The 26,104-nt window shown below is 68.5% G+C and carries 25 protein-coding genes and 1 pseudogene; 12 read left to right on the forward strand and 14 right to left on the reverse strand.

Annotated elements, in window-relative coordinates:
* Positions 1-47: 47 nt before the first annotated feature.
* From BO221_RS15400 to BO221_RS15415, 4 genes are all read right to left on the reverse strand, one after another.
* Entirely contained in the window at positions 48-866 is an 819-nt protein-coding gene (locus BO221_RS15400; protein ID WP_143195457.1) for a hypothetical protein, read from the reverse strand.
* 67 nt (positions 867-933) lie between these two features.
* Complete coding sequence (locus BO221_RS15405; RefSeq protein WP_073561193.1) at positions 934-1,737, reverse strand: class I SAM-dependent methyltransferase; 804 nt, start codon at positions 1,735-1,737, stop codon at positions 934-936.
* A gap of 75 nt (positions 1,738-1,812) precedes the next feature.
* Positions 1,813-3,891, reverse strand: a complete 2,079-nt coding sequence (locus tag BO221_RS15410; RefSeq protein ID WP_143195485.1) for a diguanylate cyclase — start codon at positions 3,889-3,891, stop codon at positions 1,813-1,815.
* Positions 3,892-3,983: 92 nt separating this feature from the next.
* The gene (locus tag BO221_RS15415) at positions 3,984-4,259 is read right to left on the reverse strand and encodes a septum formation initiator family protein (RefSeq protein WP_043410032.1); all 276 of its coding nucleotides are present in this window, start codon (positions 4,257-4,259) and stop codon (positions 3,984-3,986) included.
* 159 nt (positions 4,260-4,418) lie between these two features.
* Between BO221_RS15415 and BO221_RS15420 the strand changes: the two genes are divergently transcribed.
* On the forward strand, positions 4,419-6,245 hold the full coding sequence (locus BO221_RS15420; RefSeq protein WP_143195458.1) for a hypothetical protein: 1,827 nt from the start codon (positions 4,419-4,421) through the stop codon (positions 6,243-6,245).
* A 5-nt stretch (positions 6,246-6,250) separates the two neighbouring features.
* Here BO221_RS15420 and BO221_RS15425 read toward each other — a convergent pair whose 3' ends face one another.
* From BO221_RS15425 to BO221_RS15435, 3 genes are all read right to left on the reverse strand, one after another.
* Positions 6,251-8,068 carry a PAS domain S-box protein gene (locus BO221_RS15425; RefSeq protein WP_073561196.1) on the reverse strand — a complete coding sequence of 606 codons (1,818 nt, stop codon included), beginning with the start codon at positions 8,066-8,068 and terminating at the stop codon, positions 6,251-6,253.
* A 200-nt stretch (positions 8,069-8,268) separates the two neighbouring features.
* Positions 8,269-8,790, reverse strand: a complete 522-nt coding sequence (locus BO221_RS15430) for a TlpA disulfide reductase family protein (RefSeq protein ID WP_073561197.1) — start codon at positions 8,788-8,790, stop codon at positions 8,269-8,271.
* Positions 8,787-9,239, reverse strand: a complete 453-nt coding sequence (locus tag BO221_RS15435; RefSeq protein WP_198956123.1) for a Fur family transcriptional regulator — start codon at positions 9,237-9,239, stop codon at positions 8,787-8,789. Before BO221_RS15435 ends, BO221_RS15430 begins: the two co-directional genes overlap by 4 nt.
* Before the next feature lie 219 nt (positions 9,240-9,458).
* Here BO221_RS15435 and BO221_RS15440 point away from each other — a divergent pair, with 219 nt between their 5' ends.
* Complete coding sequence (locus tag BO221_RS15440; protein ID WP_073561198.1) at positions 9,459-10,679, forward strand: hypothetical protein; 1,221 nt, start codon at positions 9,459-9,461, stop codon at positions 10,677-10,679.
* A gap of 22 nt (positions 10,680-10,701) precedes the next feature.
* Positions 10,702-10,800 (forward strand): annotated as a pseudogene (locus BO221_RS57335) (FmdB family zinc ribbon protein); the annotation flags it as partial.
* Between the two features lie 74 nt (positions 10,801-10,874).
* Here BO221_RS57335 and BO221_RS57340 read toward each other — a convergent pair.
* Complete coding sequence (locus BO221_RS57340; RefSeq protein ID WP_304528712.1) at positions 10,875-11,045, reverse strand: hypothetical protein; 171 nt, start codon at positions 11,043-11,045, stop codon at positions 10,875-10,877.
* 300 nt (positions 11,046-11,345) lie between these two features.
* Between BO221_RS57340 and BO221_RS15455 the strand changes: the two genes are divergently transcribed.
* Together BO221_RS15455 and BO221_RS15460 are read left to right on the forward strand one after the other, a co-directional pair.
* A complete protein-coding gene (locus tag BO221_RS15455; protein ID WP_143195460.1) occupies positions 11,346-11,942 on the forward strand; it encodes a hypothetical protein in 597 nt (198 codons plus the stop codon).
* A 13-nt stretch (positions 11,943-11,955) separates the two neighbouring features.
* Complete coding sequence (locus BO221_RS15460; protein ID WP_073561202.1) at positions 11,956-12,696, forward strand: hypothetical protein; 741 nt, start codon at positions 11,956-11,958, stop codon at positions 12,694-12,696.
* Between the two features lie 35 nt (positions 12,697-12,731).
* Here the strand turns inward: BO221_RS15460 and BO221_RS15465 are convergent, their stop codons facing one another.
* Both BO221_RS15465 and BO221_RS15470 read right to left on the reverse strand, forming a co-directional pair.
* Entirely contained in the window at positions 12,732-13,475 is a 744-nt protein-coding gene (locus BO221_RS15465; RefSeq protein WP_073561203.1) for a PHP domain-containing protein, read from the reverse strand.
* A 68-nt stretch (positions 13,476-13,543) separates the two neighbouring features.
* The gene (locus BO221_RS15470; RefSeq protein ID WP_043410121.1) at positions 13,544-13,819 is read right to left on the reverse strand and encodes a hypothetical protein; all 276 of its coding nucleotides are present in this window, start codon (positions 13,817-13,819) and stop codon (positions 13,544-13,546) included.
* A gap of 210 nt (positions 13,820-14,029) precedes the next feature.
* Here BO221_RS15470 and BO221_RS15475 point away from each other — a divergent pair, with 210 nt between their 5' ends.
* A complete protein-coding gene (locus BO221_RS15475) occupies positions 14,030-14,221 on the forward strand; it encodes a hypothetical protein (protein ID WP_043410049.1) in 192 nt (63 codons plus the stop codon).
* Between the two features lie 192 nt (positions 14,222-14,413).
* Here the strand turns inward: BO221_RS15475 and BO221_RS15480 are convergent, their stop codons facing one another.
* Positions 14,414-14,983: an Imm21 family immunity protein gene (locus BO221_RS15480; protein WP_083681061.1), complete on the reverse strand. Its 570-nt coding sequence runs from the start codon at positions 14,981-14,983 to the stop codon at positions 14,414-14,416.
* Entirely contained in the window at positions 14,932-16,284 is a 1,353-nt protein-coding gene (locus tag BO221_RS15485) for a hypothetical protein (protein WP_143195461.1), read from the reverse strand. The genes BO221_RS15480 and BO221_RS15485 overlap by 52 nt, the downstream gene beginning before the upstream one ends.
* Before the next feature lie 107 nt (positions 16,285-16,391).
* Between BO221_RS15485 and BO221_RS15490 the strand changes: the two genes are divergently transcribed.
* Positions 16,392-16,712 (forward strand): hypothetical protein, encoded by a 321-nt coding sequence (locus BO221_RS15490; RefSeq protein WP_073561206.1) that lies wholly within the window; start codon positions 16,392-16,394, stop codon positions 16,710-16,712.
* Here the strand turns inward: BO221_RS15490 and BO221_RS15495 are convergent.
* The gene (locus tag BO221_RS15495; protein WP_143195462.1) at positions 16,709-16,960 is read right to left on the reverse strand and encodes a hypothetical protein; all 252 of its coding nucleotides are present in this window, start codon (positions 16,958-16,960) and stop codon (positions 16,709-16,711) included. The genes BO221_RS15490 and BO221_RS15495 overlap by 4 nt on opposite strands.
* A gap of 343 nt (positions 16,961-17,303) precedes the next feature.
* Here BO221_RS15495 and BO221_RS15500 point away from each other — a divergent pair, with 343 nt between their 5' ends.
* The 5 genes from BO221_RS15500 (at position 17,304) to BO221_RS55465 (ending at position 25,357) form a co-directional block, all read left to right on the forward strand.
* Positions 17,304-19,304, forward strand: coding sequence for an alpha-1,4-glucan--maltose-1-phosphate maltosyltransferase (locus BO221_RS15500; protein WP_073561208.1), 2,001 nt, complete (start codon positions 17,304-17,306; stop codon positions 19,302-19,304).
* 15 nt (positions 19,305-19,319) lie between these two features.
* A complete protein-coding gene (gene treS / locus BO221_RS15505; RefSeq protein WP_073561209.1) occupies positions 19,320-20,981 on the forward strand; it encodes a maltose alpha-D-glucosyltransferase in 1,662 nt (553 codons plus the stop codon).
* Positions 20,978-22,315: a phosphotransferase gene (locus BO221_RS15510; RefSeq protein WP_073561210.1), complete on the forward strand. Its 1,338-nt coding sequence runs from the start codon at positions 20,978-20,980 to the stop codon at positions 22,313-22,315. The genes treS and BO221_RS15510 overlap by 4 nt, the downstream gene beginning before the upstream one ends.
* Positions 22,312-24,510: a 1,4-alpha-glucan branching protein GlgB gene (gene glgB, locus BO221_RS15515; protein ID WP_073561211.1), complete on the forward strand. Its 2,199-nt coding sequence runs from the start codon at positions 22,312-22,314 to the stop codon at positions 24,508-24,510. Before BO221_RS15510 ends, glgB begins: the two co-directional genes overlap by 4 nt.
* Before the next feature lie 415 nt (positions 24,511-24,925).
* The gene (locus BO221_RS55465; protein WP_198956124.1) at positions 24,926-25,357 is read left to right on the forward strand and encodes a hypothetical protein; all 432 of its coding nucleotides are present in this window, start codon (positions 24,926-24,928) and stop codon (positions 25,355-25,357) included.
* 7 nt (positions 25,358-25,364) lie between these two features.
* On the opposite strand, the gene BO221_RS15530 is transcribed toward BO221_RS55465, so the two are convergent.
* Positions 25,365-25,949, reverse strand: coding sequence for a Uma2 family endonuclease (locus tag BO221_RS15530; protein WP_073561213.1), 585 nt, complete (start codon positions 25,947-25,949; stop codon positions 25,365-25,367).
* Positions 25,950-26,104: the final 155 nt, after the last annotated feature.

Below are 26,104 nucleotides of genomic sequence, written 5' to 3' on the forward strand. Positions count from 1 at the left end.
TGCCCCGGGCTCGGAGACGACTTCTCCGTGTCCCGGGGCAAGGTTTTTCACTGGCACATGCCGGGGACGGGAGTGATGGTGAGCACCCCGGTCTCGTTGATCTTCATCGTCGTGCCCGCGATGGGGCCGGAGATGGCACGGGCCGTGGCGATGTAGGTCATCGCCGGAGCGGTGCCCGCGACCTCGACGCTGTAGATGAAGCGGCATCCGCCCGTCCACGAGCTGTCCGGGACCGCGGCGCGCGTGCCATCCGTGCAGCCCATGGGAAAGAAGCCGAGCTCCTCGAGATTGCTCGAGTAGCGCTCCTTGTCCTGCAGGAAAGCGCGCTCCATGATGAAGATCTCCCGGATATTCTGGGTCCCCTCGCGCAACTGGGCATCGCACGTGAAGGACGCGGCGGGCAGGCACTCGTCCCAGCCCACGAAGCGGCGGACGCCGCCCCGCTCCAGCGTGAAGACGACCTTGTCCCACGAGGGCCTGCTGATCAGCAGCTTGACGCCCGCGGCCGCGGTGCCCGCCGCGCCCTGGGCCGTGGCGGTGAAGGTCGCGGGCGCATCCGGATAGCCCGTCACGGCCGTCACCCGGTAGGCGAAGCGGCAGCCCGCCACCCACTCCGGCCCGGGCACGGGCGCACGCGAGCCATCCGCGCACGCTGGAGGCGCGAAGCCCACCGCCGCCAGATCCATCGAGAACCGGGACGTCACTCCCGCGAAGTTGATCTGTGCCACGAACAGCGCCTTCATCTCGCGGACGCCCTCGCAGTCGACGCTGCCGCACTCGACCGGGGTGCCATCGGCCATCGCCGGCGGCGCCCACGAGAAGCACAGCCCTCCCACCACGGACAACCACCGCATCGCATTTCGCATCGTGTGAATCCCTCCCCTTGAATTCACTCGAGCGTATCCGGAGCCGTGGTGGCCGCGCAGTACGGACCTACCCGTACGAGGCGCCCGGAATGCGCCCCCAGATGACGGAGGTGTAACGGGAGCCGGGCTCGGCCTCGAGCCCCAGCTTCTTGAGGTCGTCCGAGTACTTCGAGCCCTTCACCACCACCCACCGCCGGGCCACGCGCCGGGCCTCCGCCAGCGTCTCGGGCGAGAGTGGAGCGTGCTCGGCGAAGCGGCGGAGCATCTCGAAGGCCGGTTGGGACTTCTTGGGTTTCTCGAACATCGGATCGAAGAACACGACGTCGAACGCGCCCGAGGGCTGCGAGCGCAGGTACGCATGCGAGTCGGCGTACACCGGCTCCACGCGGCACGACTGGGGGCCGTAGTCGTAGGCGGCGAGGCCCTCGGAGACGACGGCGTAGAGCGCGAAGCTCTTCTCCAGCCCCACCACCCTGCCCTCCGGCCCCACCACCAGCGCGGCCACCAGCGCGTCCTGCCCGAGCCCCAGCGTGCAATCGAGGAAGTGATCTCCCGCGCGCAGCCCGGCCACACGGACCAGGGCGTCATCCCCGCCCACCTGCCCCGAGAGGATCCGCAGCCGGCGCAGGTGCGCCATGCCCGGGTTGAAGCTGAAGGAGCCCTCGCGATCCCAGAGCGAGACGCTCTCGCGCTCGAAGACGATGAAGGCGTCCGCCACGGACTCCAGCAGCGGACCGATGGGCTGCTTCATGCGCCTCGGGACGAACGGAAGGTTCCACGTGCGCGCGGCCTCGCGGGCCCGCTTCACGAGGGACTCCTCGGGTTTGCCGCTCGTGGTCACGGCGAGCGGGACACGGGTCTGCTCCTTCACTCCAGACGCTCCTTGCCAACCCGGGGCCCGTGGCACCCTCACCCCGTCCCTCTCCCGGCGGGAGAGGGGTTCTTGTCAGCCCTCGACGGCCTGGAGCTTCCGGCCACCCTGCGCCTCGGCCACCGTCACCGACTGGTTCCGGCCGTGCCGCTTCGCGTAGTACAGGCACTGGTCCGCCTGCTCCACCAGCACCAGCTTGTCCGTACCGTGATCCGGCGCCGTCGCGATTCCCAGCGACAGCGTCACCTTCAGCGGGCCCATCTCCGTCTGGAAGACCTCGGCCTTGATGGCCTCACGGATCCGCTCGGCGATGATCTTCGCGCCCTTGGCGTCCGTCTCCGGCATGAGGATGGCGAACTCCTCGCCGCCGTACCGCGCGACGATGTCCGTGTCCCGCGCCTGCTCGCGGAGGATGCGCGCCACGCCCTTGAGCACCTGGTCTCCCGTCAGGTGGCCGTAGGTGTCGTTCACGCTCTTGAAGTGGTCCACGTCCGTGAGCATCAGCGAGCACTTGCGCCCGTACCGCCGCGAGTGCGCCAGCATCTCGTCCGCCTTCGCCTGGAAGGTGCGGTTGTTGTACAGGCCCGTCATGCCGTCCGTCGTGGCCATGCGCTCCATGGCCTCGTAGAGCTGGGCGCGCAGCACGGCCTGGGCCGCCTGGATGGCGATGACCTCCAGCATCCGCAGCACGTCATGATCCAGCGCGGCCTTGCGGCGCGAGCCCGCCACCAGCGTCCCGAGGATCCGGTCGCCCGCCGTGAGCGGGAAGATCTTCAGCGCGGCGAGGCCCCGGAGCTGGGTCTCCTCGTCGAAGATGACCTGCCGGTCCATGGCCTTGATGTCGCGGCCGGGCAGCGGCGCGCCGTAGCGCACCACGTTGGCCACCAGCCCGTTGTTGTCCGCGAAGGAGCGGCCCTCGAGCGCCTTGCTCCCCTGCGCCGTGACGCCGAGCATCCGCGCCACCTTGTGGAGACGCTTGCCCTCCTGCTCGTTCACGATGGTGACGGCGCAGAAGTCCAGCCCGGCCAGTTGCCGCGCGCTCTCGAGCACCGCCAGGAACACCTGATCCGGGCTGCCCGCGCGGTTGAGCTCCTCGATGGCCCGGAAGAACCGGTCCTTCTCGTCGCGCGTCTTGCGGATGTACGACATCACCCGCTCCACCTCGATGGAGCGCAGCACCTCGGCGGCGATCGTCGTCAGCAGCTTCTCGTCGTCATCCGAGAACGGGTTGTGCGTCACCCGATCCGCCACCAACACACCGCGCACCAGGCCACTGGCCGCCTCGATGATGGGCACGGCCAGCACGGCGCCGAGGGTGGGCGCGCCGCCGTCGTACCAGGTGATGCCCTTGAGCCCGTGGGCCGAGTGCATGCGCACCGGGGCGCGGCGCTTGAGCACGCCACCGAGCATGCCCTCGCCCGCGTTGAAGCGCTCGCGCTGCACGCGATCCGAGGCGCTGCGGCAGTCGTACAGCTTCAGTCCCTTGTCGTCGGACGTGAGGAGGAAGGCCGCGCAGGTGTTGGTGTGCAGGGCCGTCTCGGCGATCTCCAGGGCGGCACCCACCGCGCCCTCGATCTCCTTCACCGAGGCGAGCAGCCACTTCTCCTCGTCCTTCACGTCGGGCGGGTTGTCGTGGGAGCCGGAGCTGACGAGCCGGAAGGTCCGGGCGCGCTCCTCGACCTCTTTGATCCGCTTCTCCACGGCGGCGTTCTCCGCGCGGCGGGCGGCGGCGATGCGGGCGGAGAGGACCAGCTGGTACAGGCCGGCGAAGAGCGCGAGGAAGAGCGCGTGGGTGAGGAAGGAGGTGACGCTGCGCTCGGGGCCCTGGAGGACGATGACCGCGTCGAAGGCGAGCGCCACGCCGAGCAGCGCCAGGCCCGCGTTGCGCGGCAGGAAGGCCACGAGGAAGGCCATGACCAGGTAGACGAGGGGGAAGATGGCGCCCCCGGCGATGGCCACGACGATGAAGGCCGAGGCGATGAGCACCGCGCCCAGCTCCAGATCATCCCGGAGGTAGAGCGGAGCGCCCACGGCGCCGCGGGTGAAGCGCCGCCAGCCCAGCACCCCCAGCCCGGCGAGCAGGAAGACGACGAGGGACGCCTCGGTCCAACCCAGCGTGTGGAGACCGCGGAAGCCGCCGCGCGCCAGATGCATGAAGGCGGCCAGCACGGCGGCGCCGGGGATGGCCCGGATCAGGGAGTGGAAGAGCTTGGAGACTGGAGGGATGGCCGAAAGAGCGGACACGGTTACTCCAGGTGGAAGACGAGCTCGCCCGGCTTGACGTAGCCGAGCTCCTCGCGCGCGGCGCGCTCGAGGGCGGCGGGATCATTGCGCAGCGCGTTGATCTCGCGAAGAAGGGTGGCGTTCTGCTCGGACAGGACGCGGTTGCGCTCCTGGATGGCCTCGACGTCCTGGCGCAGACGCAGGTAGCGGCGGAAGCCCTTCGCGTCCACCGCTGAAACCAGCGTGAGGACCGCGGCCACACACGCCGCTATACCGAGGAGCTTTCGCCGCACCGTCATGAGTGCGCGGAAGGTACCAGCGGCGACCTCTCCGGCAAGAAATCCGCTCCAGGCCTGTAGCGGGTCTCCCCTCTTTCTCACGGAGGACAGTCGCCCCTCGTGGACAGCGCCCCGTGGCACGCCTCCTGCCAGCATGCGGTCCCCTCGCGAAGGAGCCGGATGCCCACCCTTTCCCCCACCCCACCACCCGCCTCCCAGCGCACGAGCCGGTGGCGCCGTCCCCTCCTCTGGGGGCTTGGGGTGTTCCTCGTGCTGGAGGTGATCCTCAACGGCCTGCTCGCGACCGGGCTGCTGGAGGTGATGATCAACCGCTCCGCCCAGAGCCTGAACGTGGAGTGGGACCGGGCCTGGAGCGTATGGCCCGACTCCATCCAGGTCCGGGCGCTGAGGATCCGGAACGAGGAGGCGGGCGGGGGCTACTGGGAGCTCGCGATGGAGTCGGCCGAGCTGGATCTGTCCCCGTTCGCCCTGCTCGGGTTGAAGGTGCAGGCCGAGCAGGTGAACGTCGAGGGCCTGAGCTTCCGGCTCCACCCCGGCGATCCGGGAGCACGGGGACCGGAAGGCCCGGGGGAACCTCCGCCCTGGGAGCTGCAACTGAAGGGCGTACGGGTCCACGGGGTGCGCGAGCTGGCGGTGGGCGCCCTCCGGCTCACGGGCGTCACGGACGCCACCGGGGAAATGGCGCTGGTCCCAGGACATCGGCTCACCGTGAACGGGGCCCGGGTGCGGCTCGGCGAGGGCGAGTTGACCCACGAGGGGAACGGGGTCGCCCACGTCGAGAAGGGCACGGCGGACTTCGACATCGACGCGAGGCGTAACGCCGAGGGGATTCTCGACGTGGCCAGCGGCCTGGGAGGACGGTTGCAGGTGAGCACCACCCTGCCCTCGCTCACCACGTTCCAGCGGTGGGTCCCGCAGCTCGCCGAGGCCGAGCTGGAGGGAGGCGCGGGACGCCTGGAAGCGGACGTCCGGTTGAAGGAGGGCCGATTCACCCCGGACAGCCGGCTGGAGGGCTCGGGGAGTCCCATCGTCGTGCCCCTGGGCCTCGTGCGCGTGAGAGCCCCCTGGCGGCTCCATGGGGAAGTGCGCGCGAACGAGGACGGGGCGTCACGCGCCGGGCTCCGGCTGGTGCTGAGCCCCGTGAAGCTGGAGGGGAAGAAGGGACAGCTGCTGGAGACGTCGGAGGCGACGGTGTCGCTGAACGCGCCGGCCCCGCGCCTGGGCGAGCCCCCGAGCGACGTCCACGCGGCGCTGCACGTGGCGGCGAGCAATCCGTTGGAGCTACGGGCGCTCAACGACTGGCTGTCGCCGGCCCTCCAGGTGGAATCGGGCCAGGCGAGGCTGGTGGCCGTGAGCCGCGCGGATGCCGCGAAGGGCCGGGGGAAGGCGTCGCTGGAGTTGAGCACGGACGACGTCCGGGCCCGTTGGGGCGGCACGCTGCTGGGCGCGCGGCTCGTGCTGGACGTGGACGCGAGGAAGCTGTCGCTGCATCGCGACACGGTGACATTCGCCGGGAGTCGGCTGCTGCTGCGCAACGCCACCGTCCAGAAGGGTGACAAGCCCCAGGTGCACGGCTGGGAGGGCACCCTGTCCTTCCCCGAGGCCACCCTCGCGCTGTCCCCCGCGGTCCTCTCGGGGCGTTTCGCCGGAAGCTTCACCAACGCGGCCCCCTTCGTCGCCCTGCTCACCGACAAGACGGGACTGCCCCACGTGTTGTCTCCCCTGCTGGAGGCGAAGAACCTGGAGCTCTCCGGGACGGTGTCGCTGGGAAGTGGCGGCGTGAAGATGGAGAAGCTCCACGTCCAGGGCGAGGGGCTCGAGCTGCGCGGGAAGGTGGAGCTCTCCGGCGCGTCCACCCAGGCCGTGATGCTGGTGAAGGTCAGGCAACTCCCGCTGGGGGTGGAGGTGACGTCCGAGGGCGTCCATCTCCAGATCCTCCACCCCACCACGTGGTACGAGCAGAAGCTGGGGGAACGGGTGGACTGAGCGCCTCAAACGGGCCGCGCGGACGCCTCGCCCAGTGAGATCCCCTCTCCCCGGCTGCTCTCCGCGGGGCGCTGGGGGAGCTGGACGGTGAAGGTGGCGCCCTGCCCCAGGGTGCTCTCGGCCACCACCTCTCCGCCCATCGAGCGCGCCACGTACCGGGTGAGGAACAGCCCCAGGCCCATGCCTCCGTAGTGCCGGTCCGACACGCCTCGCGAGAAACGCTCGAAGACGTGCGGCAGCAACTCCGGCGCGATGCCGATGCCATGGTCCCGCACCGTGAGCCGCGCCAGGCCGCCCTCCGCCTCCTCCACCCGCAGGAGCACGGGCCGTCCCGCGCCGAACTTGAGGGCGTTGGACAGCAGGCTCGCCACCACCTGCGCCAACCGGCGCGCATCCCACCGGCCCACCACCGGCTCGGGCGCATCCACCTCCAGGAGGCTCCCCGTGCGCCGGGCCACTGGCTCGAAGCGCCGGGCCACCTCGCGCACCAGCGCCGACAGGTCCACGTCCTCCAGGCTCAGCACCAGCCTGTCCGATCCCCACCGGCTGGCGTCCAACAGCTCCTCGATGAGCCGCGTCATCCGCTGCACCTGCTGGTGCCCCACCTCCAGCCGCTGCGCCACGCGGCGGGCGAAGGACTGCTCCGGGTGCGCCCGCGCCTCGCGCAGCACCACCTGTAGGTTCAGGTTCAACGGCGTGAGCGGCGTGCGCAGCTCGTGGCTGGCCACCGAGAGGAACTCCTCGCGCAGCCGCAGTGCCTCCCGCGCCTCGGCCAGCAGGAGCACCCGCTCCTCCTCCAGCGTCTTCCTCCGGGTGATGTCCTCGATGGCCGTGAGGATGTACAGGGGCCTGCCCGCGTCATCGTGCACCAGCGACGCGGAGAGGTTCACCCACACCACCTCGCCGCCCCGGCGCAGGTAGCGCTTCTCGTACGTGAAGGAGGAGAGCTCCCCGGCGAGCAGCCGGCGCGCGTGCGCCTCGTCCCGCGCGAGATCTTCCGGATGGGTGAGGTCCGCGAAGCGCCGTCCGAGCAGCTCCCGCTCGCCGTAGCCGAGGATGTCGCAGAAGCGCGAGTTGAGCAGCACCCAGCGCCCGTCCATGGCCACCTGGGCGAGCCCCACCGCCGCCTGGTTGAAGGTGGCGCGGAAGCGGGCCTCGCTGCGCAGCACCCGCGCCTCGGCCCTCCGGTGCTGGCGCAGGCTGCGCACCAACAGGACCCCACAGAGCCCGGCGGTCAGCACCGCGCCGAGCATGGCCATTCCCAGCCGGGTGATGGCGCGCAGCCGGGTCCACTCCTGCTGGCGCACGGCCTCCTGGAGCGACTCCTGCTGGAGCTCCACCAACCGGGAGAGCTCCTGATCCAGGCCCACCCGCAGGGGGCGCAGCTCCGCCTCGTACCGGACCTTCCAATCCTCCTGCGGGGCCTCCCATTCGCCCTGGGCCAGGAGGCGATCCATGACGGCCTGGATGGCGTGTTGCCGCTCACGGATGCGGGCCAGCAGCGCCTGCTCCTCCTTCCCCGAGAAGGACTCCTCGAGCTCCCGCAGCCGCGTCTCCCACTCCTGGCGGGCCGCCTCCAGCTCATGGCGGAGGCGCGGCTCCGGGGAGAGCAACCAGGAGCGGGCATGGCGGGCGCGCCGCTCGCTCAGCACCAGCAGGAACTGCACGGCCTCCAGGGTGGTGGCTTCCCGCACCAGGGTCACCCCCTGCTCGCGGGTGACCGAGCGCAACGTCAGTACCGAGGCCACCCCCACGCCCAGCGCGAGCAGGATCGCCAGTCCCAGGGCCACGAACAGCCCACGGGTGAAGGAGGGCGCTCTCATCCAGCCCCCCCGCGCCTCGGGAGGACACACCCGGGCCCCTGCGCCACCGGGGACGGGCGCACACGAGCCATCCGGCTGTCCGTTGCTTCCGCCACCGCGTTGCACCTCCCGTGTCCGGAGGCATGCACATTCCCCGGACCCGGGTGCAAGTCACGGAGGGGCGGCACTCCGACCAGGAAACAGAAGGCCGCGTCCGCGCTTCAACGCCGCAAGAGTTTTTCCACCGCCCGGGACACGTCCGAGTGGCCAGCCATGCCCTGCCACGCACCGGCCACCTGGCCCTCCTTGTCCAGCAGGAAGGTGGCGGGCAGCGAGGGGATGAGCCCGAAGGCGCTGCGGCCCTTCTGCATGTTCTCGTCGGACACCAGCACGGGGAAGTTGAGCGCGTAATGCTCGGCGAAGGGCTCCAGCACCTTGACGCCGTCGATATCCAGCCCCACCAGCACCACCTGGAAGCCCTGGGGGCCATGCTCCTTCTGGAGGGCCTCCAGCGTGGGCAGCTCCGCCAGACACGGGAAGCACCAGGTGGCGAAGAAGGACACCATCACCACGCGCCCGGGCAGCCGGTTCCAGTCCAGGGGCGTGGGTCCCACCGAGGGCAGCGCGAGCGCCCGCAGGTACGGGGAGACCCCCGGGCCCCGCGCGGGCTCCTCGGGCACTGTGCGGCATCCGGCCAGCGCCAGCATGAGGACGCACCCCACCGCCAGGGCCGCGCGCCTCATGCCTCGCTCTTCACGCCCTGCCGCTGGCAGTTCCGGCACAGCCCGTACAGCTCCATCTTGTGCGACGTCACCGTGAAGCCGTGCTTGCGCGCCACCGCCTCCTGCATCTGCTCGATGCGGTCATCCTCGAACTCGACGATGGTGCCGCAGTGGGTGCAGATGAGGTGATCATGGTGGTGCCGGCCGGCGGCGGCCTCGTAGCGCGTCTGCCCGTCGCCGAAGTTGCGCGCGTGGGCCAGGCCGCACTCGTTGAGCAGCTTCATCGTCCGGTACACGGTGGCTACGGACACGCGGGTGTCCTGCTCACGTACCCGGTTCCACAACTCCTCCACGGACAGGTGCCCGCCCACGGAGAAGAAGGTGTCGATGATGAGGCTGCGCTGGCGCGTGCTCTTCAGCCCGTGCTGCGCCATGTACCGCTGAAGCACCTCGTCCATGTCCTGATTCATCACGGCCCGCCTGCCTCCCGAGCCATCCGGATGGCCCCTCGTCCCTTCGAATGTCCACCGGCCGAACGTGCCGGACCCCGGGTGTCCCACCTGGGTGAGACACCGACTTGCATCGTCCTCTGGCTGTTTAGATTGGGGCCCGTCGGATTCATTGACACCCGTCTGCCAGCAAAGATAGAGGCACCCGGCCTCGTAAACGAGCATTTTTCCGCAACTTTCATGAACAGTCACTGGCAGAGACAGCGGCAACCCGATGACGTGCCCACCCCGGTGGCGGTAGCCGTATCCGACTACTGCAGGCGAGCCAAGGCTCCCGCAACCCCCACCGAGGTCCGCGAAGCGCTCGCCCTGCTGTCCGAGGCCGACGATTTCCGGGTACGTACCTTGACCGACACCGAGCCGGCGGCCACGCCCCTCGGACCCTTCGCGGTGGTGGACGTGCTCAAGGGCACGGCCCCAGCGCTCGCCGCGGCGCGGCAGGGGTGCGGTTTCTACGAGGTGGTGCAGGAGCTGGCCCGGGTGCACGAGGAGAAGCGGCCGCCCGCCCCTCCCCCCGCCCCCGAGGTCCCCACCTTCGCCACGCCCGCCCCGCGAGCGGGCGTGCCGGCCCCCGTGCCCGCGAAGCCGGAGCAGGCCCCGAAGTCCCGGGGCGAGACGGTCCAGGCGCGGATCGCCCCCCGCAAGCGCACCGCCCCCGAGGCGGCCCCGCCCGAGTCCGAGGAGTTCGAGGAGACGTCGGCCTTCCTCAAGCGCGACCTGCCCAAGCCCCGCGGCCGCTTCACGCGCCTGGATGCTCCCAAGACGAGCTACCAGGAGCTGACGCGCTCGTCCGGAAAGGACGTGCTGGAGGCGGCGGTGGGCTCGCACGAGCACCGGTTCGCCCTGCTCCAGTCCCTGGCCCAGCAGTACAACGGCAGCCGGGGAGACCTGACACTGGGGGAGCTGGAAGGAGTGATGAGGGCTCACGGGTTGATGGAGGCCATGGAGAAGCGCGAGCACACGGCCATCCTCAGTGCCTTCACCGAGCACCGCGGTGCGTCCGGCCGTGTCGGCTGGGCGCTGGGCCTGAGTCCCTCCGAGCTGCGTCAGCTCGAGGCCAAGGCCGGCATCTCCCGGGAGGTCGAGGAGCTGCGCGAGCGCTTCCGCCGCGAGGCCCTCACCGCGCGCAACCTGACCCAGAAGCTGGATCTGCTGGGGCGGGAGAAGTACCTGGTGGATCTGGGAATCAAGAAGCGTTTCACGGACATGCTCCGCCGGGAGCTCGATGTGCTGGTGCGCGACGAGCTGCCGGGGGTCAAGACGCTCTCCGAGCTCGCGGACGTGGTGGCCCGCAAGCACGGCGCCCCGTCCGAGCTCGTGCTCCGTGCGCTCGAGCGCCTGGGAGTGGCCGAGGGCCTGCGCAAGCGGGACTCGGAGCACTCTCCTCATTCCACGTCCTGAGTCTTAGTGAAGAGGCCAAGCCATGCCCATCTACGAGTACGCCTGTAAGACCTGTGAGAAGACGATCGATGTCCTGCAGAAGGTGAGCGACCCGACTCCCGAGACCTGCTCCGCCTGTGGAGCCCAGGGCTCGCTGAGCAAGGTCGTCAGCCGCTCCAGCTTCGTCCTCAAGGGAGGGGGCTGGTATTCGGACCTCTACAGTTCCACCAAGAAGGACGGGAGCAGCTCCAGCTCGTCCTCGAGCTCGAGCAGCTCCAGCGCTTCCAGCTCGTCCTCGAGCAGCTCCAGCGGCTCGTCGGATTCGGGGTCGAGCTCCTCCAGCGCCAGCAGCACCTCGAGCGCCCCGGCGGCGGCGGCCGGCAGCAAGAGCTGAGCGGCTGAAAAGTCGCGTGGGTGGCGGACCGGAGGGAGAGTGGCCGCGTGCCATTTCCTCCCTCCAAGCGTCCCCCCCGCCGTTGCGTGCTCTGTGGCCATCCAGAGCTGACCGACGCCCGTGGTCTGGGCCGTTTCCTGCTGGTGCCGGATCCCGATGGCCGGGGCCCCGTCTGTCCGCCCCTGAAGGGCTGCGGAGAGCAACGGCGTGCCCGCGACAATGCATCGCTGACGCCGAGCCACCGCTGAGCTAAGGAAGGCGCCCTCCCGCGTTTCCACGCCGAGGTGCGTCCGATGCTCGCTTCCCTGCTACTCGCGTCGTTGTTGGCTGCGTCGTCCCCCGCTCTGGAGCCGGCTTTCGCCGCCGATCCGACGGTGTCCTTCTCCCACGCCATGGAGAGCCGCCACGCGCGGCTCCTGGACGGGGAGCAACTGGCAACCTCCTTCCACGCCAACCTCACTCCGGATGGCTTCATGCCCTACGGCCGTCTGCACGAGCCGCTGCGCCAGGAGTCCGGAGGCCGGGGCGGAGGCGCCGTGAGTGGCGAGGTGCGGCAGGTGCTCGCGCTGGTGCTGGGGCTGTTCATCGGCTTCGGCACGGGCCACCTGCTGGCGAGGGACACGGATGGCTTCCTCCTGTTCCTCGTGGTGGACGTGGCCATCATCGTGGTCAGCTCCGTGCTCCGGTTCGCCGTGGGTGGCTGGTTCTGGGGCCTGGGCGGCGCCGCGCTGCTCGTCTCTCACCTCATCCAGGGCATCGACGCGCTGGCCAAGGCGGGCGGGCCGCGGATCGTCGAGCTCACCCGCCAGCGGGCGGTGCAGGTGGCGGACGTGTCCGGCGGACGCGACACCCCGGCCATCACCACCCGGGCCTTCGCCTTCAACTTCTGACGGAGACCGATTCATGAAACGACTGCTCGCCCTGCTCGTCCTCGTCCCCGCGGTGCTGGCCACGGGATGCGCCAGCCAGACCATGCTCAGCGCGGAGGATCGGACGAAGCTCCAGCATGATCTGACCACGGGCCCGGCCGCGGTGCGCTACCTGCAGGCCTCCAGCTACGTCACGCCATTCTTCGGGGACGCGTCGAAGCGGCTGCTGACGCCCTACCCTCCCGAGGAGGTGCGGCTGCTCAACGACACGAAGGGCAACCCCATCAACCCGGGAGCGATCCAGGCGATGGCACCCGCGGGCACGAAGGTGCGGGTGCTGAAGGTGGAGTTCCCCACGGCGTGGGTGATGGCGGAGCGGGTGCTGTTCTCGCCGCGCACGCAGCCCTGGGTGTACCTGGACATCGAGGGCGTGCCGGCGGGGCCGCCGGTCATCCTGGTGCTGCCGCCGCAGCTCAAGACGCCGCAGGACGTGCGGGCCGAGCTGGATCGGCACCTGGCGGAGCATGATCCGGCGCCGAAGGTGGCGAAGTTCCAGCAGCGCTTCCAGGAGGCCATCCGGCAGAAGAAGGTGCTCGAGTACATGCCGGAGGGGGCGGTGCAGATGTCCTGGGGACCGCCGGAGCGCATCCGCCGCTCGCTGGACGGGACGCAGGTGCACCAGGAGTGGATCTACCCGGGGGAGAAGCGCAAGGTGTTCATCACCGACGGACTGGTCACCCAGGTGAACGAGGGCACGCCCGCCGCGACGAAGTAGCCCCCTCTCCCCCTGGGAGAGGGTGGGGGTGAGGGTCAGCCGCGCCGGCGGCGCCCACCCCCGCCACCACCCCCACCTCCGCGGCGCTTGCCACTGCCGCGGGAGGCCTGGGCCTCGCCCGGGCGGGTGAGCCGGGGCAGCTCGCCGGCCATGACGGGGTAGAAGTCCCCGGCCAGCAGCGCGGCCACGAGCTGCTCCTGCGTCTGCACGGGCTTCTTGAAGAAGGTGGCGCCATAGCCCACCTCGTCGAGGGAGCTCCGGGCGTCACTGCCACCGGTGCACGGCAGCTTGAGGACCTCGGCGGCCTCCACGGCGAGGTCATTGGACGTCTGCTTCACGCGGGCGTTGTAGCCCTCCACGGCGCACAGCACGCCGCCGAGCGAGCGGACGTAGTCCATGGCGGGGTTGGGCGAGTCCCGGTCGAAGGGCCGGGCGGCCACGATGGCGGCGCCGAGCGAGCGCACCTTGGGCAGGCACTCGGCGGCGCTCCAGGGCTTCTCGCGGTTGCTGCCCCACATCTGCACCGGCTCGGGGGCGAGCTCCGGCTTCGGGAAGAAGCAGAGGTACTGGCCCCGGTCGGTGACGAGCTCGAGGCCGACGAAGACCTTCACCTTGGATTTGGCGCCGATCTCGAAGAGCTCGTCACAGCCGTCCTGGGTGTTGGTCTCGGTGAAGGCCACGCCGTCCAGACCGAACAGCGCGGCACGATCCAGGACCGCGCGCGGATCCAGGTCGCAACCCTTGGAAAGGTAGGAATGCGCGTGCAGATCGATGAGCATGGGCGCCGGTCCCTAGCAGGCTCCCGTGGGAGCTGTCGAGTCTCGGCGCACCCTGCCCCGCCGGAAAATCAGGCGAAGGCGTAGCCCTGGAGCCCGGTGGGCTTGGACTGGCCGTTCTTCTCCTCGTGGGTGCGGATGAGGTAGCCCATCAGCATGAGGGAGGAAGTGTTCTCCAGCACCCGGGAGGGGTCCTTGGAGATGAGGTTGGCGCTGTAGTTGAGGAAGAACTGGGCGAGGTCCTCGCCTGCCTCCTTGACGATCAGCGCGTTGAGCGCGGCGGGATCCATGGTCCGGATCTCATTGATGAAGTCCACCGCCAGGTCCTTCTTCGTCTTGACGTCCACGGCCATCCCCCTTCGCCCAACCCCATGCCGAGGGCCCGTCCCCCGGGCGTTCAGATCCAGCGACCCAGGGAATCTAGGCATGGCCCACCGGGCGGGAAGCCCCGTCCTACATGGGGCCCCTACAGGTAAGGTTTTTTGACACCTGCAAATAGCGCGCGATAACCTCCTCACACTGAGTAACAGTACAAAACACAGCGCAAGGAGTAGGCGATGTTCACGGGCGTGAAGGTGTTCTCCGCGACGAAGGCGAAGGAGCGAGAGGAACTGGGTGAGAACGTCACCCGCTGGATCAAGAGCAACTCGGATCTGGAGATCGTGGACCGGGTGGTGGCCCAGTCGAGCGACAACGAGTTCCACTGCTACACGCTGGTGCTGTTCTACAAGCACAAGTCGCAGCCGTAGTCGCCGCCGTCGCCGTCCCGGGACCCATGACCGGGAGTGGTACCCTGACCTACCCCTGAGCACGCAGCTCGCCAGGGGCGTCCTTGCTTTACCCCGCATCGCGAACCGAGGCTGGCTCCAGGAGCCGGTGGCGACCCGTTCTCCGGGTATCTGCCCCCTCCCCTGCCGCCCGGGCGCTTCCAGCGTATCTCCCTACCCCGTCAAGCCAGGCTGGATGTGCGGCTCGAACGCATGCACGAGGAACTTCATGTCTCGAGCAGGAGCGAACTCGTACACGTGGACACGATAGGAGCCAGGCTCCAGCTCCAGTTCAAGAGTGTCACCGGGGTGCTCGCCAGGAGCTCCGGCATCCATGAGAACCAGCGGAGAACTGTCGATATGGATGGCGACGGACTCCAGGGGACCTCGCAAGTTGAGGGGCACCATGGCCGTTATCCACGACTCCGCGACACCGGGCGAGGGCGCGTAGATCCACCGTACCAGACAAGGCCTGCCGTTCAGACGTGAGACCGCGGTCTGGAGGGGTTCGTCGCCAAGCACGAGAATCTGCCATCCCGCCTTTTCGATGATCCCCGCGTATCCCTCGACGCCGCAGGCCACTTCATAGTCGGAGGGAACCCCGCCAGTCCCCTGCCATCGCGGTTGCAGGATCTTGGGGAGCAACACCAGCGGGCCTCCTGCTGAAGCAATCCACCGCATGGATTCATCCATCACTTTCGTCGCAGCTCCGCGTTGACCTCGCCCCCCTGCCTGAGGCTGCATGCCTTGCAGTGGGGATAGAGCCGTTGAGGTTGCCCCGGAGCCAGTTGGCTGGGCGGCTGGTGATCCGGAATGAAGTCGCCGCTCCTCGTCCCGGGATTCCTGGCGCCACACGTGTGGCAACCATGCTTCCTGCCGAGTTCGTTCACGGCTTCTCGCTCCGCCACCGTAAAATCACGTCCTGGTCCCCGGGCGGGGATCGACTCCCTGGCATATTGCCCCGGCTCGAGCGTACTTCTCGTGGGAGAACTTGAATCTCCTGCCCACGCAGCCATGGCCACCGCGCCCGGTGCCAACGCGATGGTGAAGGAGCCTTCTGCGGACACGGCCACGGAGTTCACTTCGCCTACGGCGGCCCACCGGAAGCCCGCCTGAGACTCCGCCAGCACCGCCGCCTGCGTGGCACCGGGCAGCCCTGGCCCCTTCACCGCCAGTCCCGCCGTGTTCCCAATCGCCGCCGTCGTCAGCAGCACGAAGACTCGCGCCGAGTTCTTCCCCATCACCCGGCCAAAGCGCTCGCCGGCCTCCCGCAGCTCGGCGAAGGTGGTGGCCCGGTCCGCCTCCGCCACCAACAGCCTCCACCCCTGGATGAGGCTCCAGACGGTGTCCACGCCTAGATACGCGATGAGACCGGCGGTCAAACTGGCCGCGAGCCCCTTGGAAACCGGCTCGGGCATTGACCAGAGCATCAAGTACGTGGCCATGGCGGACACGAGAGTGGACCGCACCACCTCCGGATTGGCCATGTCCTTGAAGGCATCCCTCGTCTCGTTCCACACCGAACCGAGAGCGAACTCCATGGCCAGGGCGTACCGGCCATCCGCATTGAGGACAGGCCCCCCTTTCAGCAGCGACAGACAGTCTCGGGGGCGCCCCTGGCGCTCGCACCAGCGCCCGTAGGCGTGCGTCAGCTCAAGACACTGTTGAGCCGCGCGGTGCGCCACCTCACCCTCGGGGTCCAGCTCGAGGCGCCGCCCCGTCCACTTCAGATAGACGTCCTCGTGCCACAACGAATCGAGCATCAGCCGCCGGGCGTGCTGCAGGGGGTTGGCAGCTGGCCGCACCTCTCGCGCCACCTTGGCCAGTGACGCCTTGAACTCATCCTCACGCAATTGCACCGGCTGCGCGCCCCTGCGCGGGGTGACGACGAGGGGCGGGCCCTGGCCCGTGTCCAGGCGCACGACCCGGGAGACCGTGCCACATCCGACGAGCGGCACCAGTAGCAAGCCCGCCAGCGCGAGCACAATGAAGCCTGGAGACCTCCGCGTGCCAGACGGACACGGACCAAAGATCTGGATGGACACGCCGCACCTTCCTGGGAGCGCTGAAGGGGCCAGAAACTGAACCTGACGCCTTTGGATGGACATCGAGACCGTGAAATCCGCTCGTGCTTCCAGCACACTCAAACGGGATGAGCAATCCAGACTGGCGCCCTCGACTCACCACCATTGATGACCCCATCGCGGAGGATCACTGGTCTCACACCACGAAAGAGGGAGAGACAAAGGTCTCCAGGATCGTCGTCGGTCGTCCGCAGCCACTTCCGGGTGAAGCGGATAGAGCCTGGTACTGCCCTCTCTCCATCGAGGACTACCTGCCCGGCATCAAGTGCGTCATGGGAGTCGGCCCCGTTGATGCGCTCATGAACGCCATGACGCTCGTGCGGAGGTTCTTCGAGGAGCACGCCGATGTCACGCCCAGGGCAGGAGTACCGCCCAACCAGGATTCCTAGTGCCGGATGGGTGGGCCGAACTCGGCGCGGCAGAACACCTGGCACGCGGCCTTCCCCGCGTAGATCGCCGACCAGCACAGAGCCTTTCGCTTCTTGTTGTCGTCAGGAAGGTTCCGGCAGAAGTCCTCGGCCTCCTCGATGCTCGCATTGCAGGCCTTGAGGCACTCGAAGACGTTCTTCATCTCGATGGGACCACCATCCGGCCGTTCTTCCTTCGGCTCGTCGGCCAGTCCCCATGAAGGATTCAAGAGGAGTCCTGCGATCAGCACCGCTCTCCATGGCATGGGCGTCCACCCGTCTTCTGATTGCTGAGAAGGCCGGACGCTGAACCGGGACCCGCTGGCCCGTCAAACCACCTGGCATGCAGCCAGGGGCCCGCCGGTCCCCCACTACCCTGCCCTGCCTGCCCGCTCGCCCGGCATGAACGCCGGACAGGGGAGCGGCCCATGCCACCCGGTGTGCACCGTGCGGAGCCATTCCTAACGTTGACGGGCCAACGGGCCAGACGTCTGGAGCGTCTTGAATCAACGCGTGGTGAAAAATAGCGCCGGGGCAGCGCGGCGCGGGGACCTATAGAGGCCACCTGTCTTTATGAGCGAAAGAATCGGAAGCACGGTCATCGAGAACGTCCGCCCTCAGCTGGACGCCGGACGATGGCCCGTGAAGCGCGTCGAGGGCGAGTCCCTCACGGTCAAGGCCGACATCTTCAAGGAGGGCCACGACGTCCTGGTGGCCGTGGTGCGCTGGAGGCAATCCGCGCCCAAGGAGCAGGTGACCCAGTGGGCCGAGGTGCCCATGGCCGCCAAGGGCAACGACCTCTGGGAGGCCGAGTTCCCCCTGGCTCGCAACGGCCGCTACGAGTTCACCGTCGAGGCCTGGCCGGACCTCTTCGCCACCTGGGTCACCGAGATCAAACGCAAGGTGGACGTGGGCCGCGACGTGCGCAGCGAGCTCCTCGAGGGCGGCGCCATGCTCCGCGCCCATGCCGAGCGCGCCCAGAAGGCCGGCAGCCCCGACGACGCCAGACGCCTCACCGAGGCCGCCGCCCTCTTCGACAAGGGCATGAGCCCCAACGCCATCGCCGCGGCCATGGATCCGGGGCTCGCCCTCACGGCTTCCAGGTACGTGGACCGCACCCTCGCCACCCGGTACGACCGCGTGCTCGAGGTCTTCGTGGACCGCGAGAGGGCCCAGTTCAGCTCCTGGTACGAATTCTTCCCGCGCTCGGCGCTCCGGGACGGCCGTACGCACGGCACCTTCCGGGACGCCGAGAAGTGGCTCCCCTACGTGCAGTCGCTGGGCTTCGACGTCATCTACCTGCCGCCCATCCACCCCATCGGCCGCACGGCGCGCAAGGGCAAGAACAACAGCCTCACCGCGGGCGCCGACGACGTGGGCAGCCCCTGGGCCATCGGCGCCACCGAGGGCGGCCACAAGGCCGTGCACCCGAAGCTCGGCACGCTCGAGGACTTCCGGCGCTTCGTCCAGGCGGCCAACGGGCTGGGCATCGAAATCGCCCTGGACCTGGCCTACCAGTGCTCGCCGGACCACCCCTACGTGAAGGAGCACCCCGAGTGGTTCCTCCACCGGCCCGACGGCACCATCAAGACGGCCGAGAACCCGCCCAAGCGCTACGAGGACATCGTCAACTTCGACTGGATGGGCCCGGGGCGCACCACGCTCTGGCCCGAGCTCAAGTCGGTGGTGATGCACTGGGTGGAGCAGGGCGTGCGCATCTTCCGCGTGGACAACCCGCACACCAAGCCCCTGCCCTTCTGGGCCTGGCTCATCCGCGAGGTGCACTCCGTCCGGCCCGACATCGTCTTCCTCTCCGAGGCCTTCACCCGTCCCAAGGTCATGAAGGCCCTGGCCAAGCTGGGCTTCCAGCAGTCGTACACCTACTTCACCTGGCGCAACTTCAAGCAGGAGATGGAGGAGTACCTCACGGAGCTCACCTCGCCGCCCGTGGCCGACTTCATGCGCGGCAACCTCTGGCCCAACACGCCGGACATCCTCCCCGAGTTCCTCCAGCGCAGCGGCCCCGGAGGCTTCCGCCTGCGCGCCGCCATGGCGGCCACGCTCTCCAGCACCTGGGGCATGTACTGCGGCTACGAGCTGTGTGAGGGCACTCCCGTCAAGCCGGGCAAGGAGGAGTACCTCGACTCGGAGAAGTACGAGCTCAAGGCGTGGGACCTGGACCGGCCCGGCAACATCCGCGACTACATCGCGAAGCTCAACGCCATCCGCCGCCAGCACCGCGCCTTCCAGCTCTACTCCAACCTGCGCTTCTTCCCCTCGGACAACGAGCAGGTGATGTTCTCCCTGAAGCGCACCCCGGACGGCTCCAGCCAGGTGCTCGTGGCGGTGAGCTTCGATCCGTACCATGCCCAGGAGTCCGTGCTGCACGTGCCGTTGAAGGAGCTGGGCATCCAACCGGACGAGACGTATCAGGTCCACGAGCTGATGACGGACGAGCGGAGCCTGTGGCAGGGGCCCACCGCGCACGTGCGTCTCACGCCCGAGCAGCCCGCGGCCATCTGGGCCGTGTACCGTTTCCGCCGCAGCGAACAGGCGTTCGACTACTACGAATGACACCCCAGCGAGCTTATGACCCGGACGGATCCGCTCTGGTACAAGAAGGCAGTCATCTACGAACTGCACATCCGCGCGTTCTATGACTCGAACGCGGATGGGCACGGGGACATCCCAGGCCTCATCGAGAAACTCCCGTACCTGCAGGACCTGGGCGTCACCTGCCTGTGGATCCTGCCCCACTACCCCTCGCCCCTGAAGGACGACGGCTACGACATCGCGGACTTCTACGCGGTGCACCCGGACTACGGCACGCTCGCGGACTTCCAGCGCCTGGTGGACGAGGCCCACAAGCGCGACATCCGCATCATCAGCGAGCTCGTCGTCAACCACACGAGCGATCAGCACGCCTGGTTCCAGGAGTCGCGCAGGGATCCCAAGAGCCCCAAGCGCGACTTCTACGTCTGGAGCGACACGGACGAGAAGTACCGGGGCACGCGCATCATCTTCACCGACACCGAGCGCTCCAACTGGACGTGGGATCCGGTGGCCAAGCAGTACTTCTGGCACCGCTTCTTCAGCCACCAGCCGGACCTCAACTACGACAACCCCGAGGTCCAGGAAGCCATGCTGGACGTCATGCGCTTCTGGCTGAACATGGGCGTGGACGGCTTCCGCTGCGACGCCGTGCCCTACCTCTTCGAGCGCGAGGGCACCAACTGCGAGAACCTCCCGGAAACGCACGCCTTCCTCAAGAAGCTGCGCAAGACGCTCGATGCGGAGTACGGCGGGGACAAGATGCTGCTGGCCGAGGCCAACCAGTGGCCCGCCGACGTGCGCGTCTACTTCGGTGACGGCGACGAGTTCCACATGGGCTTCCACTTCCCCGTGATGCCCCGCCTCTTCATGGCGGTGCGCCGCGAGGACCGCACGCCCATCGTGGAAATCCTCCAGCAGACGCCGGACATCCCCGACAACTGCCAGTGGGCCATCTTCCTGCGCAACCACGACGAGCTGACGCTCGAGATGGTGACGGACGAGGACCGGGACTACATGTACCGGGAGTACGCCACGGATCCGCGCATGCGCATCAACCTCGGCATCCGGCGCCGGCTCGCCCCGCTCATGGACAACGGCCGGCGGCGCATCGAGCTGATGCACGCCCTGCTCTTCACCCTGCCCGGCACCCCCGTCATGTACTACGGGGATGAGATCGGCATGGGGGACAACATCTACCTGGGCGATCGCAACGGCGTGCGCACCCCCATGCAGTGGACGAGCGATCGCAACGCGGGCTTCTCGCGGGCGGACTACGCGCGCCTGTACGCCCCCGTCATCGCGGACCCCGTCTACGGCTATCAGTCCATCAGCGTGGAGGCCCAGGAGCGCACCCGCTCGTCCATGCTCAACTGGGTGAAGCGGCTGCTGCGCGTGCGCCAGCGCTACCCCGCCTTCGCCATGGGCAAGCTGCGCTGGGTCAACCCCGACAACCGCAAGGTGATCGCCTTCACCCGCGAGTTCGAGGGACAGACGATCCTCATCATCTGCAACCTCTCCCGCTTCGCCCAGCCGGCGGTGCTCGACATGCGCGAGTGGGAAGGCCAGGTGCCCGTGGAGCTCATCGGAGAGACGCCCTTCCCGCGCATCTCCGGCATGCCGTACCAGCTCACGCTCGGCCCCTACATGTTCCTGTGGTTCCGCCTCGAGAAGCTCGCGCCAGGGAGAGGAATGCCGTGACCGCCCCCATCGACCTGACCAAACTGCCGGATTACCTCCGCAACCAGCGCTGGTTCGCCGGCAAGGCCTGGCCCATCAAGGCCGTGTCCGTGGTGGACCATGCCCGCGTGGAGCTGCCCAACGGCCGTGACTTCACCCTCGCCGTGGTGGAGGTCACCTACGAGCTGGGCCACCCGGACCGCTACCTGCTCCCCGTGGAGAGCAAGGGCGACGGCGTCCAGGACGCGCTGGACGACGTGGAGGTGCTGCGCGGCCTCTTCAACCTCATCCGCGAGAAACGCGTCCTCCCCAGCGCCTCGGGCAAGCTGTGCGGCGAGTGGCTGGACACCCCCGAGGGGTTGATGGCCCTGCCCTCGCCCCTGCCCGTGCGCCGGCTCCAGGTGGAGCAGAGCAACACCTCGGTGGTGGTCGCCGAGAAGGTCATCTTCAAGGTCATCCGCAAGCTGGAGGCCGGCATCAACCCCGAGTACGAGGTGGGCCGCTTCCTCGCCACGAAGACGTCCTTCCGGGCCACGCCCACCCTGCTGGGCGCGCTCCAGTCCGAGGGTCCCGCGGGCGCCACCCTCGCCGTCGTCCACCGCTACATCCCCAACGTCACCGACGGCTGGCTCTACACGCTGAAGCACTTCCGCGCCGGACCCCGGCTGACGGACGCCTTCATCGGCGAGCTGCGCGCGCTGGGCCAGCGGCTGGGCGAGCTGCACCATGCACTCGCCTCCAACCCCGGCGATCCCGCCTTCTCCCCGGAGCCCATCCACGCCGAGGACCTGCAGCGCTGGAGCGCCTCCATCGTGGGGGAGATGGGTGTCACCCTCAGCGAGGCCTCCCGCCAGTTCCCCGAGCTGGAGAATCGCCGCGAGGGCCTCATCGGCCACGCCACCCAGCTCGCGCACGTGCCTCCTTCGGGGCAGAAGATCCGCATCCATGGGGACCTGCACCTCGGGCAGGTGCTGCGCACCGACGGCGACTGGCTCCTCTTCGACTTCGAGGGAGAGCCGGGACGCAGCTTCGCCCAGCGGCGCGAGAAGTATTCAGCCCTGCGGGACGTCGCGGGAATGTTGCGCTCCTTCGACTACGCGGAGGCCACGGTGGGGCTGGAGGGCCAGGCCGCGGGAGATCGCGTGGGCCCGGCACGCAAGGCCTTTCTCGAGGGCTACCGCTCCACCACGCGCGGGGCGGCCTTCCTGCCCAAGGACGATGCGTCCTTCAATTCGATGCTTGACGCCTTCGAGCTGGAGAAGATGCTCTACGAAGTGCGCTACGAGTTGCAGAACCGGCCGGACTGGGTGCGCATCCCCGTCCAGGCACTCATGAGGATGGAGGTTCGCAAGTGAAGAAGCCGATGGATCGGCAGCAGGTGGATGCGGAGCTGCAGCAGGTCGTGGAGCTGAGGCACCCCGAGCCGCACCGCGTGCTGGGCATCCACCCGGATGGGGACGCGATGGTGATCCGGGCCTTCCGCCCCGACGCCGTGGCCATCCACTTGCTGCCCGAGTTCGGCGGGCGGATTCCCATGACGCACCGGCTCGGAGGTGTCTACGAGGCCCGGCTCAACGGGAAGAGCAACACCTTCAACTACCTCATCGAGGTGGAGTACCCCGGCAACAAGTCGTTCACGTTGAGGGATCCCTACAGCTTCCTGCCCACGCTGGGAGACATCGACCTGCACCTGGCGGGCGAGGGCCGGCACGAGGAGGTGTGGAAGCGCATGGGGGCGCACCCCGTGCACCACAACGGCATCAATGGCGTGGCCTTCGCGGTGTGGGCGCCCACGGCCGCCGGCGTGTCCGTGGTGGGTGACTTCAACAGCTGGGATGGCCGGCTGCACGCCATGCGGCGCATGGGCTCCTCGGGCATCTGGGAGCTCTTCATCCCCGAGGTGGGCGAGGGCACGCGCTACAAGTTCGAGATCCGCCCGGGCCACGGCGGCCGTCTGCTGAAGTCGGACCCGTACGCCTTCCGCACCGAGGTGCCTCCGGCCACGGCCTCGGTGGTGCACGACCTGAACCACTTCCAGTGGACGGACGAGCAGTGGATGGCGGCGCGCCGCGGAATGAACGTGGACCACGCGCCGTGGAGTGTCTACGAGGTGCACCTCGCCTCGTGGCGGCGCGTGATGGAGGACGGGGATCGCTCGCTCACCTACCGGGAGATGGCCACCGCGCTCGCCGACTACGTGAAGCAGATGGGCTTCACCCACGTGGAGCTGATGCCCGTGTCGGAGCATCCCTTCGGCGGCTCCTGGGGCTACCAGGTGGGCAACTACTACGCGCCCACCGCGCGCTTCGGCCACCCGGATGACTTCCGCTACCTCGTCAACTACCTGCACGAGCAAGGCATTGGCGTGCTGTTGGACTGGGTGCCCGGCCACTTCCCCCGGGACGCGCACGCGCTGGGCCAGTTCGACGGCACGGCACTTTACGAGCACGCGGATCCACGCCAGGGCTCGCAGCCGGACTGGGGCACCTACGTCTTCAACTTCGGCCGCAACGAGGTGCGCAACTTCCTCATCGCCAACGCGCTTTTCTGGCTCGAGGAGTACCACATCGACGGCCTGCGCGTGGACGCGGTGGCCTCCATGCTGTACCTCGACTACAGCCGCAAGCATGGCGAGTGGGTGCCCAACCGCTGGGGCGGCCGCGAGAACGAGGAGGCCATCTCCTTCCTGCGCGAGCTCAACGACACCGTGCGCCGCAAGTTCCCCGGCGCGGTGATGATCGCCGAGGAGTCCACCGCGTGGCCCAAGGTGAGCCAGCCCACGCAAGAGGGCGGACTCGGCTTCCACTTCAAGTGGAACATGGGCTGGATGCACGACACGCTGACGTACTACTCGAAGGATCCCATCTACCGTCAGCACCACCACAACCAGCTCACCTTCGGCCTGCTGTACGCCTTCAGCGAGCACTTCACGCTGCCGCTGAGCCATGACGAGGTGGTGCACGGCAAGGGCTCGCTGTTCGGGAAGATGCCGGGGGACGACTGGCAGAAGCGCGCCAACCTCCGGGCGCTGCTGGCGTGGATGTGGGCGCATCCGGGCAAGAAGCTGCTTTTCATGGGTGGCGAGTTCGGCCAGCCCGCCGAGTGGAACAATGACCGGAGCCTGGACTGGCACCTGCTCGGGGAGCCGGGCCATGCGGGCATCCAGTCGATGATGAAGGATCTGAACAAGCTCTACCGGAGCCACCCGGCGCTGTACGACGCGGACAGCGAGCCGTTCGGCTTCCAGTGGCTGCAGCCGGACGCGGCGGCGGCCAACGTGTTCGCCTTCGTGCGGCGCTCGCGCCAGCCGGGAGGCCACGTGGTGTGCATCGCCAACCTGTCGCCCGTGCCCCGCGAGAGCTACCGCGTCGGATTCCCCCGGCACGGCAGCTACGTGGAGTTGATGAACACGGACGCCCGCGACTACGGCGGCTCTGGCATCGGCAACATGGGCCGCATCCACACCGAGCAGTTCGGATGGGACGGTCAGGAGGCCTCGGCTACGCTGACACTGCCCCCGCTGTCCGTGGTGTGGTTCACCCCGGGGTAGGTGTACCGTCGCCGCCCCATCCGCCTGGAGACTCCACCAGTACGTGAGTCTCCAGGCACATGCTGGCCTGGAGCTTCATGCGTCAGGTAGTGATGTGCTTGCTGCTCGTGGCATGCCGTCCGGTCGAGAAGGCTCCGATTCCATGGAGCACGGGCACCATCCATGAGGTCGCTGGGCCTGGTGGGCCTCGTAAACCCGGCAAGAGGCCTGAGAAACGCGAGCCCAAGCAACCACCCGACAGGCCCGTGAACAAGAACCGCTGCCTGGATTCGGCCGCTGCCGGCAGCGTGGTATGGACGGCATTCTGTAGAGACATCAAGGACGACAGCATCCGCAAGAGGTGCTTCGCGGTCGGACTTGAAAGTGAGCAGCGGCGAAACGGCTTCTGCAACAACTTCTTCTAGACGTGGACTGCATGGCCAGCGAGTCCTTCGCGGATCGACTTGAACGTAGCAGCCGGGCTTCCGGACCCATCATCGCCGAAAGGGTCTTCGAGCTTGATGGACGGCAACGCGCGGTGCGCGTACGGATCAGAAAGCCCCGACGCGATTCAAAGACCGGGGACCATTGGTGCACCTTCGAGGTGTCCGGTCTCGACGAGGTCCTGGCGTTCAAGGTCTGGGGCATTGACTCACTCCAGGCCTTGCAGCTCGCGATACGCGCCTCTGGCGAGTTGCTACGAGAAAAGGGACAGGCCTTGAGCTGGGTTGGGGACCAGGATCTCGGATTCCCCAAGACCCTCCCCTCCTTCCTCTCAGCTGCGGCCACTTCTCGCCTCGAGCGGATGATTGACCGTGAACTCGAGAAGGGGGCCCGGCCGCCACGCAAGAAGCGCTCGAGTCGATGAGCGGGCGTCAGGGACCCGGAGCTGGGGTGGACTTCGTCACCCAGAGCAGCCCCAGCTCGAGCGGCTCGGCGTCGAAGGGCTCGGCGCGGACGACTTCCTCGCCCCCGTGACGGGCGGCGAGCCGCCAACCCTTCCTGCCCCGGCGGTACACCTCCAGGGTGTGGGCTCGCGGATTCAACAGCCACGCGTGGCTCACCCCCTCCTGGTGGTAGACGTCCAGCTTGCGCCCCCGGTCCAACGCGGCAGTGGACGGCGAGAGCACCTCGCAGACCCAGTCAGGCGCCAGCTCGAAGAAGGGCTCATCTCGATCCAGCAATCCGGGCGCCCGTTCCCGCCGCCAGCCCGCCAGGTCCGGCACCAACACCTGCCGTCCAAAGTGCAGCTCCGGCTCGTCCAGGAGCCACCAGCCCCCCGGACCGCCCTGCCCGATATCGAAGCCGCTCAGCAGCATGCCGAGCCTCGTCGATGCCCGCCCGTGCCACGCCGCCGGCCGTGGAAAGGCCCACAGCTCGTCGTCGATGATCTCCCCCACCCACCCTGTCGGCAGTGCCTCGATGTCCTCATAGGTGGCTGGACGCTTTCCCCGACCCATGTTCGCTCTCCTCCCGCTGGCGCTCCGGCCAGACCGCTCCCATCATACAGGAGGAGGTGACATCAGAGGTAGGGTGCACGGAAGACAGCGCCCGGGCGCTCACCCGCCCGCCCGCGGTCTCATTGCCCCGGGCGCACCGGATGCGAAGGGTTGCC

Origin of the sequence: Archangium sp. Cb G35, from assembly GCF_001896145.1 — a bacterium.
Taxonomy (GTDB): domain Bacteria; phylum Myxococcota; class Myxococcia; order Myxococcales; family Myxococcaceae; genus Archangium; species Archangium violaceum.